This is a genomic window from Symplocastrum torsivum, assembly GCF_059505465.1.
In genome coordinates, this window is record NZ_JCACKQ010000075.1 from 15366 (window position 1) to 31928 (window position 16563).

The following is a 16563-nucleotide window of genomic DNA, read 5'->3' on the forward strand; positions in this document are numbered from 1 at the left end:
AAGAGTGGCAGTAGCAAAAATACCTATGTATGACTTTGCAATCATCGGCGGTGGAATTGTTGGTCTTTCTACCGGTATGGCTTTAGGCAAACGCTATCCCAATGCACGCATTGTCGTGCTAGAGAAGGAAAGCCAGTGGGCTTTTCACCAAACTGGCAATAACAGCGGTGTCATTCACTCCGGCATTTACTACAAACCAGGAAGTTTTAAGGCGAAGTTTTGCCGTGATGGTTGCCAATCGATGGTGGAATTTTGCCGAGAGCATGGTATTGCTCATGAAGTTTGTGGCAAAGTCATTGTTGCTACTGATGAAAGTGAGCTGGCGAGACTAGAAAACCTATACCAACGTGGTTTGGAAAACGGGTTGAATGTCAAGAAAATCACGGCAGAGGAAGTCAAGGAAGTTGAACCGCATGTTGCCTGTGTGGCAGGAATTCGGGTCTACTCAACAGGAATTGCTGATTACAAGCAGGTTTCTCGGAAATACGCGGAACTGATTGAGTTACAAGGTGGCGAACTTCATCTCAATACGAAAGTTGAGAAAATCCGCCAAATGCCGAATAGCCAGGTATTGGAGACAAACAAAGGTACATTCGAGGCACGCTGCGTCGTTAACTGTGCAGGACTGCATAGCGATCGCATTGCTAAACTCGGACAAGTTGACCCCAAAGCCAAAATCGTCCCATTCCGGGGAGAATACTACGAACTCACCCCAGAAAAACGTTACCTGGTTAACACCCTAATCTACCCAGTTCCCAACCCCGATTTCCCCTTCCTCGGTGTCCACTTCACCAAGATGATTGATGGCAGTGTTCACGCCGGACCGAATGCTGTCTTGAGCCTCAAACGTGAAGGCTACAAAAAAACCGACTTCGACCTCCGGGATTTCGCAGAAGTCATGACTTACCCAGGCTTCTGGAGACTTGCCGCCAAAAACGCCGACGAAGGCATCAAGGAAATCATTCGCTCCTTCAGCAAAGCTGCTTTTGTCCACAGCTTACAAAAGCTCATTCCTGAAGTGCAAGCGGACGATGTTGTTCCCACCCACGCCGGAGTTCGCGCTCAAGCCTTGATGAACGATGGGAAACTCGTGGACGACTTTTTGATTGTCAAAGGTCAAAACTCCGTCCATGTTTGTAACGCTCCTTCTCCAGCCGCCACTTCTTCTATTGAAATTGGCAAAGCGGTTGTAGAGCAGCTTCCAGCACCGCAGCATCTACAATCAGCCGTTAACGCATAGGAATTTTTAACTAATGAAAGTACTGGTAACAGGAACAGAAGGGTACCTTGGCTCATTACTGCCTCCCCTCCTCATCGAACGCGGACATGACGTAATTGGGGTAGACACCGGATACTATAAAGTGGGTTGGTTGTACAACGGTACTGAAGTTACTGCCAAAACCCTAACTAAAGATATTCGCAACATCACTCATGAAGATTTAGAAGGTGTCGAAGCGATTGTTCACATGGCTGAACTCTCAAACGACCCAACTGGACAACTATCTCCGACAATTACCTACGACATCAACCATAAAGGTTCGGTTCGCTTAGCCACGATTGCGAAAGAAGCAGGAGTACGCCGCTTCGTCTATATGTCCTCGTGCAGTGTGTACGGTGTTGCGACAGAAGGCGATGTTACTGAAGAATCCTCAGTGAACCCCCAAACCGCTTACGCCGAGTGCAAAACCTTGGTGGAGCGTGATGTCATGCCGATGGCAGACGATAGCTTCTCGCCCACCTTCATGCGGAATGCCACCGCTTTTGGTGCCTCTCCCCGGATGCGCTTTGATATCGTCTTGAACAACTTGGCAGGACTGGCATGGACAACCAAAGAAATCAAGATGACGAGCGATGGTACACCTTGGCGCCCTTTGGTTCATGCTCTAGATATCTGTAAAGCAATTGTCTGTGCGCTTGAAGCCCCCCGTGATGTCGTTCACGCTCAAGTCTTCAACGTCGGTGACACCTCAAATAACTATCGAGTCAAAGAAATCGCTGAAATCATTGCCGATATCTTCACAGGCTGCCAGTTGAGCTTTGGTGATAGTGGTGCCGATAACCGCAGCTATCGCGTGTCCTTTGAGAAAATTAACACAACCCTCCCTGGATTCAAGTGCGATTGGGATGCTAAGCGCGGTGCCCAGCAGCTATTTGATTTGTTTACTCAAATTGACATGACCAAAGAAACTTTTGAATCGAGAGGTTTCACTCGCTTAAAGCAGCTTGAGTATCTGATTCGCACCCAGCAAATTGACAAAGATTTCTTCTGGAGCAAGTAATGCTATTTACCGAAACCAAGCTCAAAGACGCTTTTATCATTGACTTAGAGCATCGCGAAGACCCCAGAGGCTTCTTTGCACGCACGTTCTGTGCCAAAGAATTTGAAGAACACGGTTTAAAGCCAACGGTTGCCCAGTGTAATTTGTCGTTCAACCATAAAAAGGGCACGCTGCGGGGGATGCACTATCAAGTTCCTCCTGCGGCGGAAACTAAGTTGATTCGCTGCACCCAAGGGGCAATTTACGACGTAATTATTGATATGCGTCCTGATTCCCCCACCTATATGCAACACATTGGCGTGGAACTCACGGCAGAAAACCGTCGCGCTCTTTATGTCCCTGAGCTGTTTGCTCACGGTTACCTGGCACTTACGGATGGTGCTGAGGTGGGGTATCAGGTGGGTGAATTCTACACCCCTGGATATGAGCGGGGACTGCGCTATGACGACCCTGCGTTTGGCATTGAGTGGCCGATCGAAATTACTGTAATTTCCGATAAAGATGCGGCTTGGCCTTTGTTTGAATCTGTTTCTGTAGGAGCAAAATCATGATTATTGTCGATAATGCGCTGAAAGCACGGGCCCAAGCAGGTAATCCAGTCAAGGTGGCGATGATTGGTGCTGGCTTTATGGGTCGGGGGATTGCTAACCAAATCCTCAACTCGGTACCAGGGATGAAGCTGGTGGCGATTTCCAACCGGAGTCTAGATGTCGCGAAGCGGGCGTATGCTGAGGCTGGCGCTGAGGATGTCAAGGTTGTTGATACAGTCTCGGAGTTGGAAGAAGTGATCGCACAAGGGCAGTATGCCGTAACTGAAGATGCGATGTTGCTGTGTAAAGCCAGTGGCATTGACGCGCTGATTGAAGTGACGGGCGCGATTGAGTTTGGGGCCCATGTGGTGATGGAAGCGATCGCCAATCACAAGCACATCATCCTGATGAATGCGGAACTCGATGGCACGGTTGGTCCGATTCTTAAAGTCTATGCTGACCGCGCTGGCGTTATCCTGTCCGCTTGCGATGGCGACCAACCTGGCGTAGAAATGAACCTTTATCGGTTCGTCAAGAGCATCGGTTTGACACCACTACTGTGTGGCAACATCAAAGGCTTACAAGACCCTTACCGCAACCCTACTACCCAAGAAGGGTTTGCCAAGCAGTGGGGTCAAAAAGCTCACATGGTGACCAGTTTTGCCGATGGTAGCAAAATTTCCTTCGAGCAAGCGATCGTTGCTAATGCGACTGGGATGAAGGTCGCCAAGCGCGGTATGTTGGGCTATGACTACAGGGGTCATGTCGATGAGATGACCAAAATGTATGATATCGACCAGCTCAAAGAACTGGGCGGTATTGTTGATTACGTCGTGGGTACCAAACCAGGTCCTGGCGTATTTGTCTTTGCGACTCATGACGACCCCAAGCAACGTCATTACCTGAATTTGTATAAGTTAGGGGAAGGTCCGCTTTACAGCTTCTACACCCCTTATCACCTGTGCCACTTTGAGGTACCCCTATCCGTTGCTCGTGCTGTCCTGTTTGGAGATGCTGTTATGGCACCTCTGGGTGGCCCGCTTGTCGATGTTGTAACGACGGCAAAAATTGACCTCAAGGCAGGAGAAACTCTGGATGGCATCGGCTACTACATGACTTACGGTCAATGTGAAAACTCTGATGTTGTCCAAGCGCAAAACCTGCTACCTATGGGGTTAGCTGAAGGTTGCCGTCTGAAGCGGGATATTCCGAAAGACCACGTCCTCACCTATGATGACGTGGAGTTACCGGAAGGCAGACTTTGTGACAAACTGCGGGCTGAACAAAACGCTTATTTCGCCTCCTCAAAAACTCCAGCTACCGTTAGGTAGATTGTGAATTCGCTTAAACTTCTTCTGTTCCCAATAACGGGTGTGGTTGGGAACAGAAGAAGTTTAAGCGGTAACTGAGGACGGACTCCTAGTTTGTCTCGTTGAAACACACGCAACTAATGGGAACACCGGGACTTTCTCTCCAGAATTGTCCCGGTGTTGCTTTATACAACTACTTACAACCTGCCGTCTCTGAGGTTCCGTAGGGAAAATTGAAAGTTCTGCAACGATTCGTGACCATCTCGATAGCATCTGCAACTATTTCATCAGTCGCTCATCGAGTAGTGCGATGGAGGGAGTCAACCATCGCCTCAAGCCCAGTAAGTGATAAGGATATCGGTTTGCAAACTTTGATAATTTACGCGATCGCTTATTGGCTTGCTTATTAGATTAATTTCTATTGTCACTAAAGCTATTAAGAGAAGCGTTTCTGATTCCTTTCAACCAGTTTATAAGCCATCAATTCTAATTGCTTGTAAAGAGGTTTTGGAGTTAGCCAAAGTACATAGGCGGCTGCAAACGTTAGCAATGTTCGGTGTGGTTCTTCTCTCAGAATCCGCCAATCCTGCTTTACAGCCTGATTGATCTTTTGAACAGCCATTGCTCCATCGCTCAAGGTTACACCTCGACGAGCCGTGTATCTTAAGTAGTAAGCTCTGGCTAAGCTGGCGTAACCTTCGTACAAGTCAGGGTAGTTCATCTGAACCTTCTCAAGAAGCTTTTCAAGGGCGTTATATTGCTTAAGCGCACTAGCAGAGAGTCCTCCAGAGGTAAGGCGGTAGAGTGTGAGCACTTCTGGAACCCCTTCAGTTTTCCAATCAGTTTGAATTGCAATTCGGAGCCAGCACTCCACATCTTCCGCTTGGCGAAAATGCTCGTCGAAGTAAAAATCTTCTACTTGACCATGAAGATTATCCTGAAACCTGATGTTCTCAAATACCTCTCGGCGGAACACGGCAGCAGACCCATTGCCAATTGGATTGCGGCAGAGAATATAAGGTGGCGTAATTCCCTTGATCTTGCGGGGGATTTGGTAAAGCCCCATGTTTTGACCCAACTCGTCAATGAATGCTGAATAGCTGAAACTTACCCCCACTGACGGGGAACTGTTCAGATGCTTGACGTGCTTTTCTAACTTTTCTGGAGTCCATAAGTCATCTGCATCTATAAAAGACAGGTAATCACCCTGAGCCTGACGAATGCCTGTATTCCTAGCTCCAGCCAATCCTCGGTTTGGCTGTTGAACAATTTTTATTCTTGAATCTGTAAACTTACGGCAAATCTCAATGCTTTTATCGGGAGACCCATCATCAACAATAATCACTTCAAAGTTTTCATAGGTTTGAGCCAGCAGTGACTGGATAGTATCTGAAACATACTTCTCAGCATTGTAGACTGGAACAATAACAGAAACTTTTTTCGTATTCATAGGAAAACTCCAGAATGTGCAGGTAATTGTTTTGTTAAATAGCTAACTGGAACAATAACAGAAACTTTCTTCGTATTCACAAAAAAATCTATAATCTATAGGTAATTGTTGGGTTTAATGCCTAAATTGCAAAGATTTGTTTTGTAACCTGTGACAGCTAGGGTCTAGTCAGATCTATCTCGCCCTGGCGGCAGTGTTGTGGAAGAAATAGGCGTTAGACCAATGCCTAAATACTGGCTATCACCTGATGCAGTGCTTAAGTCGCTGGGGGCTATGCTCCCACTCATTAGCTACCTGATCTAAAATCCCTCCCAAAGCAGCTCCTGCCGCTTTGAGCGTAAGTTGTTCTTCAGCATATTGTCTAGATTGTTTTCTCATCTGCCCCCGCAAGGTATCGTCATGCCAGAGATGATCGATCGCCTCAACTAATGCAGTGAGAGAGTTGGGTCTTACTAACAACCCAGTTTTACCGTGCTGGATGTAATCATCCGGTCCTGGGCGATCAGTTGCAATTAGAGGACAACCAAGGCTCAAAGCCTCGAGCGCTGCAACAGTTCCAGCAATTAACCCCTCTTGCCGGAGAGGAAGCACTGCTAATCGAGCACGCTGAGTTAAGGAGAGAATTTCAGGATTTTTGATGCCAAGGGGGACTTCAACCATAGATGGAATCTCTAATCCTTCTAGGGTCTTTGGTCCTGAAGCAACAATTGTACGCAAACCCAACTTCTTAACGGCTTCAAACAGTAGGGGATAATCCCGAAAGGCTGAGCCAACTGATAGGATAAAAGGCCTCTCAGTATCTTCCTGTTCCGTAATAGGAAGAATTCTCGTTGGCATCGGCACGAATTCAAAGCGATTAATCGGCACTCCCAACCATTGACTATAAACTTCCCGTTCGAGCCTATTGTGGACAATAAAACGATTGACATCCTTGAGTGCGGCGCTCGCTAGCCAGCACTTGTACCCTTTGTAGAGATTGGTATTAAACCACCAGGCAACTAATGGAAACTGGGGACCGAAAAAGCGTTGTTGCAGCCCAATCACACTTGCCAGTTGAGGTAGAATCGTCACCATTCCACCCTGACAGGTTGTCACTGCCCGCCTACTTTGTTCCCATAAATTCAACCATTCCCTATAATCGGTGACAGGAGAAGATCGCTCATGCCAATTGACGTTCTTGCTTCGCCGAGAGAGCAGGCTGTAATTGTGTTTATCTTTAGGCAGATAAGGTAATAACCATTCTCCCTCGGGATTGTTAGACGTTGTGTCTTGATAAGGTGAAACAATATTCCAATGCATTAAAAAAATCTCCCCTTGATTTGATAACAATCCAGAACTTTGGTTTAGAGAAATCTGAAAAGTGTGTAGAGTGCTAACAGGAGCATTCGTTTATCTGGCAACGTCAGAAACCAGCTGTTTTTTCAGGTTCTGCAAGTAAAGATGAAGATTTGAGTAAAACCCTTCTGGAGATAGCCAACGCAACCAGAGTTCTCGACAGGCATACTGTAAATCAACAAATTCTTGAGGAGAGAGGCTGTTGTGAAAATCGAGAACCCTTTCTCCAATGTAAGAAAGATCTTTTTCATCAACCCAAACACAGTATTTTTTCCAGTCAATCAGAGTATCTAGAGGAAGTTTACAGTCGGTGTCGAGAAAAATAGGAATTCGACCGCAGGATAGTACTTCGTAGAAGCGGTTAGAGTAGTTACCAGAGCCACGACAACAGAATGTATAGCCACTGTCGGTCAGATTTTGGACATACTCCATCCGAGCATTACGTTTTTGATCTGGATCTGCTGCATCAAAAAATACTGCGCGATCAAAAATTTTGATCTTTGACTCTATCTCCGGATGATTTGACAGGATGTTGAGAGCTTTGACCCGTAAAGATTCTCCTTTATAAGGAGAGGCTCCCAGTCTGCCCTCCTTGGAAAGCATCATTCCATGATAAACAAGCGTTTTTACCCTTCTATCTAGACTGAGAGGTCTAGCAAAACCGCGAAACCCAACAGTTGGTTTTTGACCTTTTTGCCGAATCGGTAGTTGATTTTCCAAAAACTCTTTGACGAAGTCCTCGCAGAAAAATGGAAAGATTGGGTTGTTGGCAAATTGTGGGAGTGATTGATATACAGACTGACGAAGAACAATGGCGTCTTTGATGGGAATACTCTCATCTGAACATTCACTACCAAAGAATACAACTAGTGGTTTACCTGCCTGATGAACCAGTTCTGCAAACTGAATCGCCAGTTGTTCAGCGTTCTTATCACTAGAACCACGCCACGAGTCCCCTCGAATGCTACGCCAGTCCATGGGTAGGATAGCGATGTCAGCAGCTTCAAGTGGAACCATTTCAAAAAACGATTGTCCAACTTCTACATAACGATTGTATGGACTTATCCATGAGTAAATTTCACCAGAATGTAGATCAGACCAGAATGGGTACAAAATAGAAGTTGGAGCCATTCCTGTAGGAAGAAAATTACGATCTGAAAAGATCTTGAGTTTCATGCTAGAGTTGCTTGCTGAAATAGTTTAAGAGATTTCCCAAGGAAATTTTTAAAAGAGAAATTACCAAATCACTGTGTTAGATTGGAACAATAACAGAAACTTTTTTATATTTACAGGAAAACTCCTGCATGTGCTAGTAATTATTTTGTTTAATGCCTAAATTGCAGAGCTGTTTTGTAACCATTGACAGCTAGGGTCTACTCAGCTCTATCTATAGCGATTCTTGGTTGAGTGAAGTACATCTAACTTCTGCCCTCTGCCTTAAAAGCATCAACCTGTACCTCATCCAAATGCAGACCGCTATAAGCTGGCTGCGTGGTTGTGAAAGGAACATCCTTGAGATTTAGAGGCAAGAGTGTAATCCACACATAAGAAGACCATACATAGGCGGTCATAATATTTTTCTCAGTTGAGTTGCTGAGAATCATAAAGAGTAGAAACAGGATTGGCCAAATTGCTTCAACTGTTCCATTATTTTGAATCAGTTGAATCGATTTCACAATGTTGAACACAAAGCTTAGTAAATAAGGGATTGTGCCAAGCCAACCTACAGCAAGCAGTAATTCCAACAAACCATTGTGGGAATGAGGCACTGCCCAACCAAGGATTCGTGTAACGGTAGCAGATGCACTGTAAGGACTGTACCAAAAGGCTTCATAGCCATAGCCTAACAAGGGGCGTAGGTTGATCATATCCCCAACCGCCTTCCAGATAGCGTCTCGACCTGTTAAGCCCACATCTTTACCCAATACAGCCGTAAGTTCTTCGGCATTGTTTTGTGCGTAGATCGTGAATCCTCCCCACATGAAGATGATAAGGATTAGAACAGGTACGATCACAGTTGAGCGAAACCTGAGAATATTGCAGATGAACAGTGCAGCCGTCATTGTCGCGAAAGCTACCAGTCCCGTTGATGAGCGAGAAGCAACAACCAGGAATAAAGAAATCGCTACAAGTACCACGGCAATCTTCTTGTGCTTACCGTAAACATCTGTGAAGAATAAAGTAAGAAAGAAAACACCTGTTTGAGCCATGTGTGCTCCCAGAGCATTTTTGTGCAAAAAAACACCCCGCCATGAACCCGTATGAGGAGGAAGACTCATCCGTCCGTAACTTGGCAGAAAGAGTCCAAATGCCAAGCTCAGCAGGGCTGTAATGCCTAATCCCCACCCTAAGTTTTGAAGCTGTTGTTTGTAGCTGAAACAGGTAGAAAAATAGGTGGCAAATATTGCTACTGCTGTAACAAGGATGGAACGACGAAAAGTAACGTCTGGAAGGTCAGACCAGATGGTTGAGGCAATGACAAAAAGGAGAAAAACGAAGACAAAAATGCTGTGAGGGTTACTCTTGATGTAGTAGAGCGGTCGCTGCCATCTCAGCAGTAGAAGTAGTAAGGCGATTCCACTAATTCCCATAATGATCGTGGGTTCCATCGAAGCATTTTGTGGTGCGTTCGTGATTACTTGACCACCACTAGCTCCCATTAGTAATAGGTTCAATGGGTTCCCTATTATAAAAGCGAGAGAAAAGCGAACAAACCAAGTTTCAAAAAGATCAAGAAGGCTCAACATAATTACAGCTTTTTAATTTACTGTTCCCGCTTACTTGACTAATGACTTCATCACAGGATTTGCGCTCAATCGGGAAACAAAGTAGGTAGCATAAATTGTGATTGCAATGAGCATTGAGCGCCGTTGCCGTATCATAAGCCCCCAATCTGCCTGAAAAGCTCGATTCACAAAATCTACCCCTAACTCTGGGGGTAATCCTAACCGTAAGGTTTGTCTTGCCAGATATTGGAGCTGGGATGCATAAGCAGAAGCATAGTGTTTGCTAACCAGATCAGGATGTAACTGACGTGCTTTTTCCAGCATTTTTTTCCACCCATCTTCCATGTTTTTCAAGGTAGAAGATAGTCCCGTATTGTGAATTCGATATTGAACTAGAGTCTGATTGATCCCCTCAATTTTGAAGTCACTACAGCTTGCAATTCTGAAGAGCAACTCCATATCCTCAGAGTGGTTAATCGTCTGATCAAACCCTTGCATTTTGTGAAATAGATCACGTCTAATAACTACATTTGAAGTCGTTACAGTTGGATTAGAGTACAAAAATTCTTGAGGTTGAAGCTGAGTCAACTGATTACTTGTTAGCTTATTCATAGAGCTACCATCAGAATTCATAAGCTCCACTCTGGCAAAGCTAACTCCAACTTCCGGATGAGAGTGCATGTATTCAGCATGAACTGCCAACTTGTTGGGCAACCACTTGTCATCAGCATCAAGAAATGCAATTAGTTCTCCTTTTGCTAAAGTGGCTCCTAAGTTCCGTGATGAAGAAACCCCACCGTTTTCCTTCGTTACTAACTGAATTCGACCATCTTGTTGGCAATATCTGTTGACAACGGACTCTGTAGTATCGGTAGAACCATCATTAATAATCAATAGCTCCCAATCTGTATAGGACTGTGCCAGAACCGAGTGAATCGTGTCAGTCAGGTAGTGAGCTGCGTTATAAGCTGGAATGACAACAGATATGGTCGGTTTAGAGTTCATCGGACTTATAGGTTTAGGCATTATTTTCATCAGGTAATCGATTGGCAACGTAGGAATGAAACTATTCGCCTATATGAGGAGTTAGTGGACGAGAGAAAACAAGCCTGGTTGCCCAAACTGTAAATAGAGGTAGACCAATTAGGTGAACTGCCAGGACACATGCTGCAACAACAAAAATGTTAAATTGCACAGCAACTAAGAGCACAATAGAGAAAATGACTGTAAAAATAAGATTCCACAGTAAGCTAAGGTTTCCCTTGTCAACAATTATTAGTAACTGCTCTGCCGCCAATGCAAACGGACGAGGTAGACCAGATAAGCAAATCATGACAATAATCGGGATAGCAATCACCCACTTTTGACCAAACACAATTGGTACGTAGAAATAAGCCAAACTACTTTGTAGCAGAATTAAAGGAACCATCACTGTGCTGATCGTTATCAAACTCTTAAAGTAGTAGCTCCTAAACAAGCTCTCATTGCTACGAACTTTACACAGGTAGGGATACAGGGATGTTGAAATCATTCCTATTGCACTAAGGCTAAGCCCAAGACCAGCACTAAAGGCAAAAAAGTAAGTTCCTAGCTGCTCAACACCCAAAAAGCTACCAACCAGAATGTAGTCCAGGTTGGCTCGCAACTTGTTTAGAAACTCGACGCTAAGTGGATACTTTGCGAAGTGAACAATTTCTCGCCATCCGTTGAGAGTAAATGGTCCTTTAGGTCGCCAAGGCTGATTTCTTCGATAGACAATAAACCAGCTTGCCTGTGACAGAACCTGCGACAGAACAATACTCCAGATACCCATACCCAAAAGAGCAAAACCAATTACCGAGAAGTTGCTAATGAACGAATAAAGTGTGCCAGCAAAGGCAATAACTTTCATGCGATTTTCGCGCTGAATTAGAGCATCCTGAACGGCGTAAAAAGGAACAATCAAATAGGGCAGTGAAACAATACAAAGAGGTAGAAATAGATTAGGATCTTTGGAGTGCCAGGAAATGAGAGCAGCAGCAATGCAATATATTAAAAAGATTGGGATGCAGATCAACCAGTTGAGCCAATAAGCTGTATTAGCTAAACTTTCCAGGTCTTTTTGATCCGCATGAATGAGTTTTGTTGCAACACCTCCTTTGTGTATTAGGATATTACAGAATTCATTCAGGGTAAGCAGAATAGCGAAAACTCCATAGTCTTGAGCGGTAAAGGCACGGGCAAGAACAACGACTGCTCCAAGACGAATTAAACGCTGAATAAATTCCCCTCCGGCTAGCCAACCGAGGCTTTTAACGAGGGTATTATTGGACAGTTGGTTTTTAATCTTGTGCATCAGCATTTAATCAATTTTCCAATACTATTCTTTTGCTTGATTCTGTCTTGGAAACCAGCAAATCCTTGATACAAAGCGTCTAGCGGGATGTGGAGAAAGCTCTAGCCACACCATTTATTAGTATGTGTCTAGAGCTAACATCCTATTTCTTATTTCTGTTTGGTTTTGCCAAGAGCGATCGTTTCATTGATTAAATCTGAAAATTCCAACGAGAGTAACGTTATCAATGAAAGGAGCATTTAACTCGGTGCCACTACCGTAAAGTTCAAAATACTGGGCGCAACTTGGAACGGGTGTTAAAAAAGACGGTGAGAGGAATTTGTGTCCATGTTGTTGCTAAATGACCATTCATACGCTGTGTGTATGAATGGTGTCAGCACTTTGGCATTGTCTGCTGATATTTGAACAGACCACTGTCCAGCCCATTTAGAACTTACATAATGTGTATGGTGATTTCATCTATTTATTTCTCACTCAAGAATAATGTTATTATAGGTAAGGTCAGGATAAATTTTTGAGTTGGTTCATGAAGAATGGTTAAAGATGAGCCAAATCATACTGACTATCCACAATTAGTTGGTAAATGCAGAATCGCATTCAAATTCTTGAGACACCCAAGGTCGTTCCTCAACTGGCAAACATCGGTTCTATGCTTGAGTCTGCCAGAAGTGCAGCAGGGGAAATTGTGCAGAGCACTGTTAGCCCAACAGAAAGTGTTGTTTGAACAGTGGTATCGAGTTTGGGATGGTACCCTCAGTTGGAATGAGGACATTACCATTGTTGCAACGATTCAGCAACAGGTGTATACTCTGCTGAGCAAAGGAGCCGGACATGAAATCCGTGCCCAACAGAAAACGCCTTTGGCGAAAATGGTACGCACCTGTCAGGAATTGCACAAAGTTGAAGTGACCTTGTGGACGAGTGGGATCACCAAGTGCATTAAACTGACTAACACTGCCGCAGCACGGACAATGTGTCCAATTGTATTGTTCGGCTAGTGTGTAAACACCACTAACAACCAACGTTCTTAGCACAGGGTTCTGTATGGATCTTCAAAAATACCAAGAAGACATTGACGTCGGCAAGTATTGGCTCATCTTGAAGCGTCATTGGTTACCTGCGGGCAGCGTTTTCCTAGCAGTCTTGTTATTAACAGGGGTATACATGGGTCTACGGAAGCCTGTGTACGAAGCGGAGGGAAAAATTCTCTTTAGAAAAAGAGATACCGCTTCTGCGCTTCTATCAGAGGAAAAAGAAAAAGTAGGTGAGTTAGAGGCTCTTAGTCAACAGACTACTCCAGTAGACACAGAAGCAGAAGTTGTTCGCTCAACCCCTCTGCTTCAACAAACAATTGCTGCTCTCAAGCTTAAAGATGAAGATGGAAAACCTTTGCCGTATCGAGATTTCCAGAAGAAGCTAACGGTTAAAGCCGTTACTGGAACAGACGTTTTAGCTATCTCTTACCAAAGTAAAGAGCCTGAAGAGGCTGCCGCTGTCGTCAACAAGCTAATTGAATTTTATTTACAGAGCAACATTCAAGTTCACCGGACTCAAGCCGCTGTGGCGCGTGAGTTTGTTTCCAAGGAATTACCAAAAACTGAAGAAAAACTTCTTCAAGCCGAAAAGAATCTACGTGACTTCAAAGAGAAGAACGGTGTTGTTGCCCTGGAAAATGAGGCAGCATCTGCTGTAGAGTCAATTACCTTATTGAATAATCAAATTGCAACTGCTAATGCTGAATTAGCAACTACAAATGCTCAGCTCAGTAATTTGCAGGAAAAGATAGGACTGAGTCCTGAGGTAGCAGCAAGTTTGAATGCTTTAAGTCAATCATCTGGTGTACAGGAAGCATTGGTTGATTTGCAGAAGGTAGAGTCTGAGCTAGCTGTTCAACGCTCTCGTTACCTGGATGACAATCCAGCGGTCGTTAACTTAAAGCAACGGCAGACATTTTTAAGGGGAGTTGTTCAAGAGCGAATATCACAAGTTCTTCGTAATGGTCAGGCAGTTCCTGGAGGCAGCTTACAGTTAGGAGCATCAGAGCAAAAACTAATTGACGACTATATCAATGCTGGAATTCAGCGTTCAGGATTGATTAATCAAATAAATTCGTTAGTTCAAACTCAATCCGTTTATCGTCAACGAGCGGGTGTCATCCCTAGACTCGAACAGGTTCAGAGTGACCTTGAACGCCAGGTTGAAACGGCAAAGGCAAATTATGAGATTTTGGTTAAGCGACTACAGGAAGCTCAGATTGCAGAGAATCAAAACATCGGTAATGCTCGTGTTGTCGCCAAGGCTACTGTTCCGGATAAGCCAATTGCTTCCAAGAACAAACTCATTTTAGGCGGAGGAGTTGTTGTCGCAAGTTTGTTATATGTTCTGATTGCGTTCACTTTGGATTTAAGAGATCCATCACTGAAGACAATCAAGGAAATTCGTGAAGTGTTGAATTACCCCTGGCTGGGTATGATTCCTCTGGTCAAGAGAAACAAGAAAAAACAAAACTTTGCTGTTCGGGAGGCTGAATCTTCAAGTCCAGCCTTGCCTGTTAGAGAAACCCCTCATTCACTTGCGAGTGAAGCTTACCGAATGCTTCAGTCAAACTTGAAATTTCTCAAGCCCGATCAAGTGCTGAAGACCATTGTTGTAACAAGCTCAGTTTCTAAGGAAGGCAAATCTACAGTTTCTGCTAATTTGGCGCTTACCCTTTCTCAAATGGGGCATAAGGTTCTGCTAGTAGATGCAGATCTTCATCACCCGGTGCAACATCATATCTGGCACCTTACTAACGTAGCTGGACTCAGTGATATTATTGTCAACCAGGTAGAACTTAAAGAAGCGATTAAAGAAGTTGAACACAACCTTAGTGTTCTTCCATCGGGTTCTATTCCACCCAACCCACTGGCTTTGATTGATTCCAATCGCATGAGAGCATTAGTCCAGAACTTATCTGCAAAATACGATTTTGTCATTTTTGATACGCCACCTCTTATTTTGGTCTCTGACGTTTTGACCTTAAGTAAGATGACAAGCGGTATCTTGCTCGTCGCTCATCCCCATAAAATTGATGGCTCTACTGCTAAGGCGGCAAGAGAGTTACTGGCACAATCTGAGCAGGAGGTCTTAGGTTTAGTCATCAATGGTGTAGTTGCTGAGTACGAACCTGACAGTTACCCTCGTCATGTAAAGGTTTATCACAAAGATTCCTCGCCTGCGCTTAGTCGGATCTGAAAAATAGAAGTTCAAGCGCTCGCCTGAGCCTGAAGCAAGGGACGTTGTGGAAGTTGAGCATCAAGGATTTGGCGGATTAACCAACGCCAAAAATCCCTAACCCAGTTGAGTTAGGGATTTTTGGCATTTTTTCTCAAACAACTTTAGTTTAAGGTAGACAATTGGTGGTTTGCCGTTGGGCTGTAGGCGATCGCTTTGAGTTGTAAGTTCCTGTGTTGTAATTAAAGGAACCGTAAAGTTGCTGAGAGAGAAAATTGAAGAGACAGTAAAGCTGCTCGTTTTTACTTGCAAGATAACCGCCTGGCTTCTTAATATTCTAAATAGCGGTTTAATGATGTAGATAGTTTCACCAACTTGAGTTAGGAATTTCACCTATAAAAAGTTGTCAAATTACACCAAAGTAGGACTAAGCCAGATGCGCCAAGTAAAATTATTAAATGTAGCTATCGATAATTTGTCTCGGCTAGAGTTTCTCGAAAAGTGCAAGAGTGGAATTGTCTTTACGCCCAACGTAGATCATCTGATGAAGCTACAGGATGATCCTGATTTTTATCGTGCTTATAACGCAGCGACTTACAAGTTGTGTGACAGCAAAATTTTATTTTTCGTTTCTAAGTTTTTAGGGTCACCAGTTAAAGAAAAAATTTCAGGCTCTGACCTTTTCCCCGCTTTCTATGAGTACCATAAAGATAACGAAGACATCAAAATATTTCTTTTAGGCGCTCGCGAAGGAGTAGCCAGTTCTGCTCAACAAAAGATTAATTCTAAAATTGGTAGAGATATCATAATCGGTACGCACTCTCCCTCGTTTGGGTTTGAGAAAGATGAACAAGAATGCTTGAAGATGGTTGAAATGATTAACCAGTCTGGAGCTACAGTTCTCGCGGTAGGAGTAGGTGCGCCAAAACAAGAAAATTTCATCTTGAAGTACAAAGATAAGTTGCCAAACATCAAGATTTTCTTAGCTATTGGTGCAACTATCGATTTTGAAGCTGGCAATATCAAGAGAGCGCCCAAGTGGGTCAGTGAACTTGGGATGGAGTGGCTGTATCGCTTAGTCGCAGAACCAAAGCGGTTGTGGAAGCGGTATTTAGTACATGGTCCTGGCTTCTTCTGGCTGGTCTTCAAACAAAAGATCAATTTTTATGCAGACCCCTTCAATACGACTTATTCTGCACATACTGGGAGCGTTCCTCGTGAACAGATGATTGAGACGATTGAGTAGTTCTCTACGGGATTCTAACAATAAAAAGGGAAAGGAGGTATTGACTCCCTTCCCTTTTTATTTTTCTATGCTTATCAACCCGGTTAATTAGGGCTTGCTGCACAAAGCCGAAACCCTTAGCCATCAATAGTTTAAGCGG

The 16563-nt window shown here is 44.1% G+C and carries 15 protein-coding genes; 8 read left to right on the forward strand and 7 right to left on the reverse strand.

The features are described from left to right. Positions 1-25: 25 nt before the first annotated feature. From lhgO to AC5JL3_RS21440, 5 genes are all read left to right on the forward strand, one after another. The gene (gene lhgO, locus AC5JL3_RS21420) at positions 26-1240 is read left to right on the forward strand and encodes an L-2-hydroxyglutarate oxidase (protein WP_496076402.1); all 1215 of its coding nucleotides are present in this window, start codon (positions 26-28) and stop codon (positions 1238-1240) included. A gap of 13 nt (positions 1241-1253) precedes the next feature. Next, positions 1254-2279, forward strand: coding sequence for an NAD-dependent epimerase/dehydratase family protein (locus tag AC5JL3_RS21425; protein ID WP_496076403.1), 1026 nt, complete (start codon positions 1254-1256; stop codon positions 2277-2279). Continuing rightward, on the forward strand, positions 2279-2830 hold the full coding sequence (gene rfbC, locus AC5JL3_RS21430; RefSeq protein WP_496076404.1) for a dTDP-4-dehydrorhamnose 3,5-epimerase: 552 nt from the start codon (positions 2279-2281) through the stop codon (positions 2828-2830). Before AC5JL3_RS21425 ends, rfbC begins: the two co-directional genes overlap by 1 nt. Continuing rightward, entirely contained in the window at positions 2827-4140 is a 1314-nt protein-coding gene (locus tag AC5JL3_RS21435; RefSeq protein ID WP_496076405.1) for an NAD(P)H-dependent oxidoreductase, read from the forward strand. The genes rfbC and AC5JL3_RS21435 overlap by 4 nt, the downstream gene beginning before the upstream one ends. Positions 4141-4369: 229 nt before the next feature. Then, the gene (locus tag AC5JL3_RS21440) at positions 4370-4468 is read left to right on the forward strand and encodes a hypothetical protein (RefSeq protein ID WP_496076416.1); all 99 of its coding nucleotides are present in this window, start codon (positions 4370-4372) and stop codon (positions 4466-4468) included. Between the two features lie 87 nt (positions 4469-4555). Here AC5JL3_RS21440 and AC5JL3_RS21445 read toward each other — a convergent pair whose 3' ends face one another. From AC5JL3_RS21445 to AC5JL3_RS21470, 6 genes are all read right to left on the reverse strand, one after another. Next, positions 4556-5569 (reverse strand): glycosyltransferase family 2 protein, encoded by a 1014-nt coding sequence (locus AC5JL3_RS21445; protein WP_496076406.1) that lies wholly within the window; start codon positions 5567-5569, stop codon positions 4556-4558. A gap of 240 nt (positions 5570-5809) precedes the next feature. Beyond that, positions 5810-6868: a glycosyltransferase family 4 protein gene (locus AC5JL3_RS21450; protein WP_496076407.1), complete on the reverse strand. Its 1059-nt coding sequence runs from the start codon at positions 6866-6868 to the stop codon at positions 5810-5812. A gap of 90 nt (positions 6869-6958) precedes the next feature. Beyond that, positions 6959-7921, reverse strand: a complete 963-nt coding sequence (locus AC5JL3_RS21455; protein WP_496076408.1) for an exostosin domain-containing protein — start codon at positions 7919-7921, stop codon at positions 6959-6961. Positions 7922-8322: 401 nt separating this feature from the next. Then, positions 8323-9579 carry an O-antigen ligase family protein gene (locus AC5JL3_RS21460; protein WP_496076409.1) on the reverse strand — a complete coding sequence of 419 codons (1257 nt, stop codon included), beginning with the start codon at positions 9577-9579 and terminating at the stop codon, positions 8323-8325. A gap of 102 nt (positions 9580-9681) precedes the next feature. Then, positions 9682-10635, reverse strand: coding sequence for a glycosyltransferase family 2 protein (locus AC5JL3_RS21465; protein WP_496076410.1), 954 nt, complete (start codon positions 10633-10635; stop codon positions 9682-9684). A gap of 61 nt (positions 10636-10696) precedes the next feature. Continuing rightward, entirely contained in the window at positions 10697-11971 is a 1275-nt protein-coding gene (locus AC5JL3_RS21470) for a lipopolysaccharide biosynthesis protein (RefSeq protein WP_496076411.1), read from the reverse strand. A 527-nt stretch (positions 11972-12498) separates the two neighbouring features. Here AC5JL3_RS21470 and AC5JL3_RS21475 point away from each other — a divergent pair. Both AC5JL3_RS21475 and AC5JL3_RS21480 read left to right on the forward strand, forming a co-directional pair. Further along, on the forward strand, positions 12499-12963 hold the full coding sequence (locus AC5JL3_RS21475) for a hypothetical protein (protein WP_496076412.1): 465 nt from the start codon (positions 12499-12501) through the stop codon (positions 12961-12963). Positions 12964-13009: 46 nt separating this feature from the next. Then, the gene (locus AC5JL3_RS21480; RefSeq protein WP_496076413.1) at positions 13010-15199 is read left to right on the forward strand and encodes a GumC family protein; all 2190 of its coding nucleotides are present in this window, start codon (positions 13010-13012) and stop codon (positions 15197-15199) included. Positions 15200-15295: 96 nt separating this feature from the next. Here AC5JL3_RS21480 and AC5JL3_RS21485 read toward each other — a convergent pair whose 3' ends face one another. Next, positions 15296-15571, reverse strand: coding sequence for a hypothetical protein (locus AC5JL3_RS21485; RefSeq protein ID WP_496076414.1), 276 nt, complete (start codon positions 15569-15571; stop codon positions 15296-15298). 43 nt (positions 15572-15614) lie between these two features. Between AC5JL3_RS21485 and AC5JL3_RS21490 the strand changes: the two genes are divergently transcribed. Further along, positions 15615-16424, forward strand: coding sequence for a WecB/TagA/CpsF family glycosyltransferase (locus AC5JL3_RS21490; protein ID WP_496076415.1), 810 nt, complete (start codon positions 15615-15617; stop codon positions 16422-16424). Positions 16425-16563: the final 139 nt, after the last annotated feature.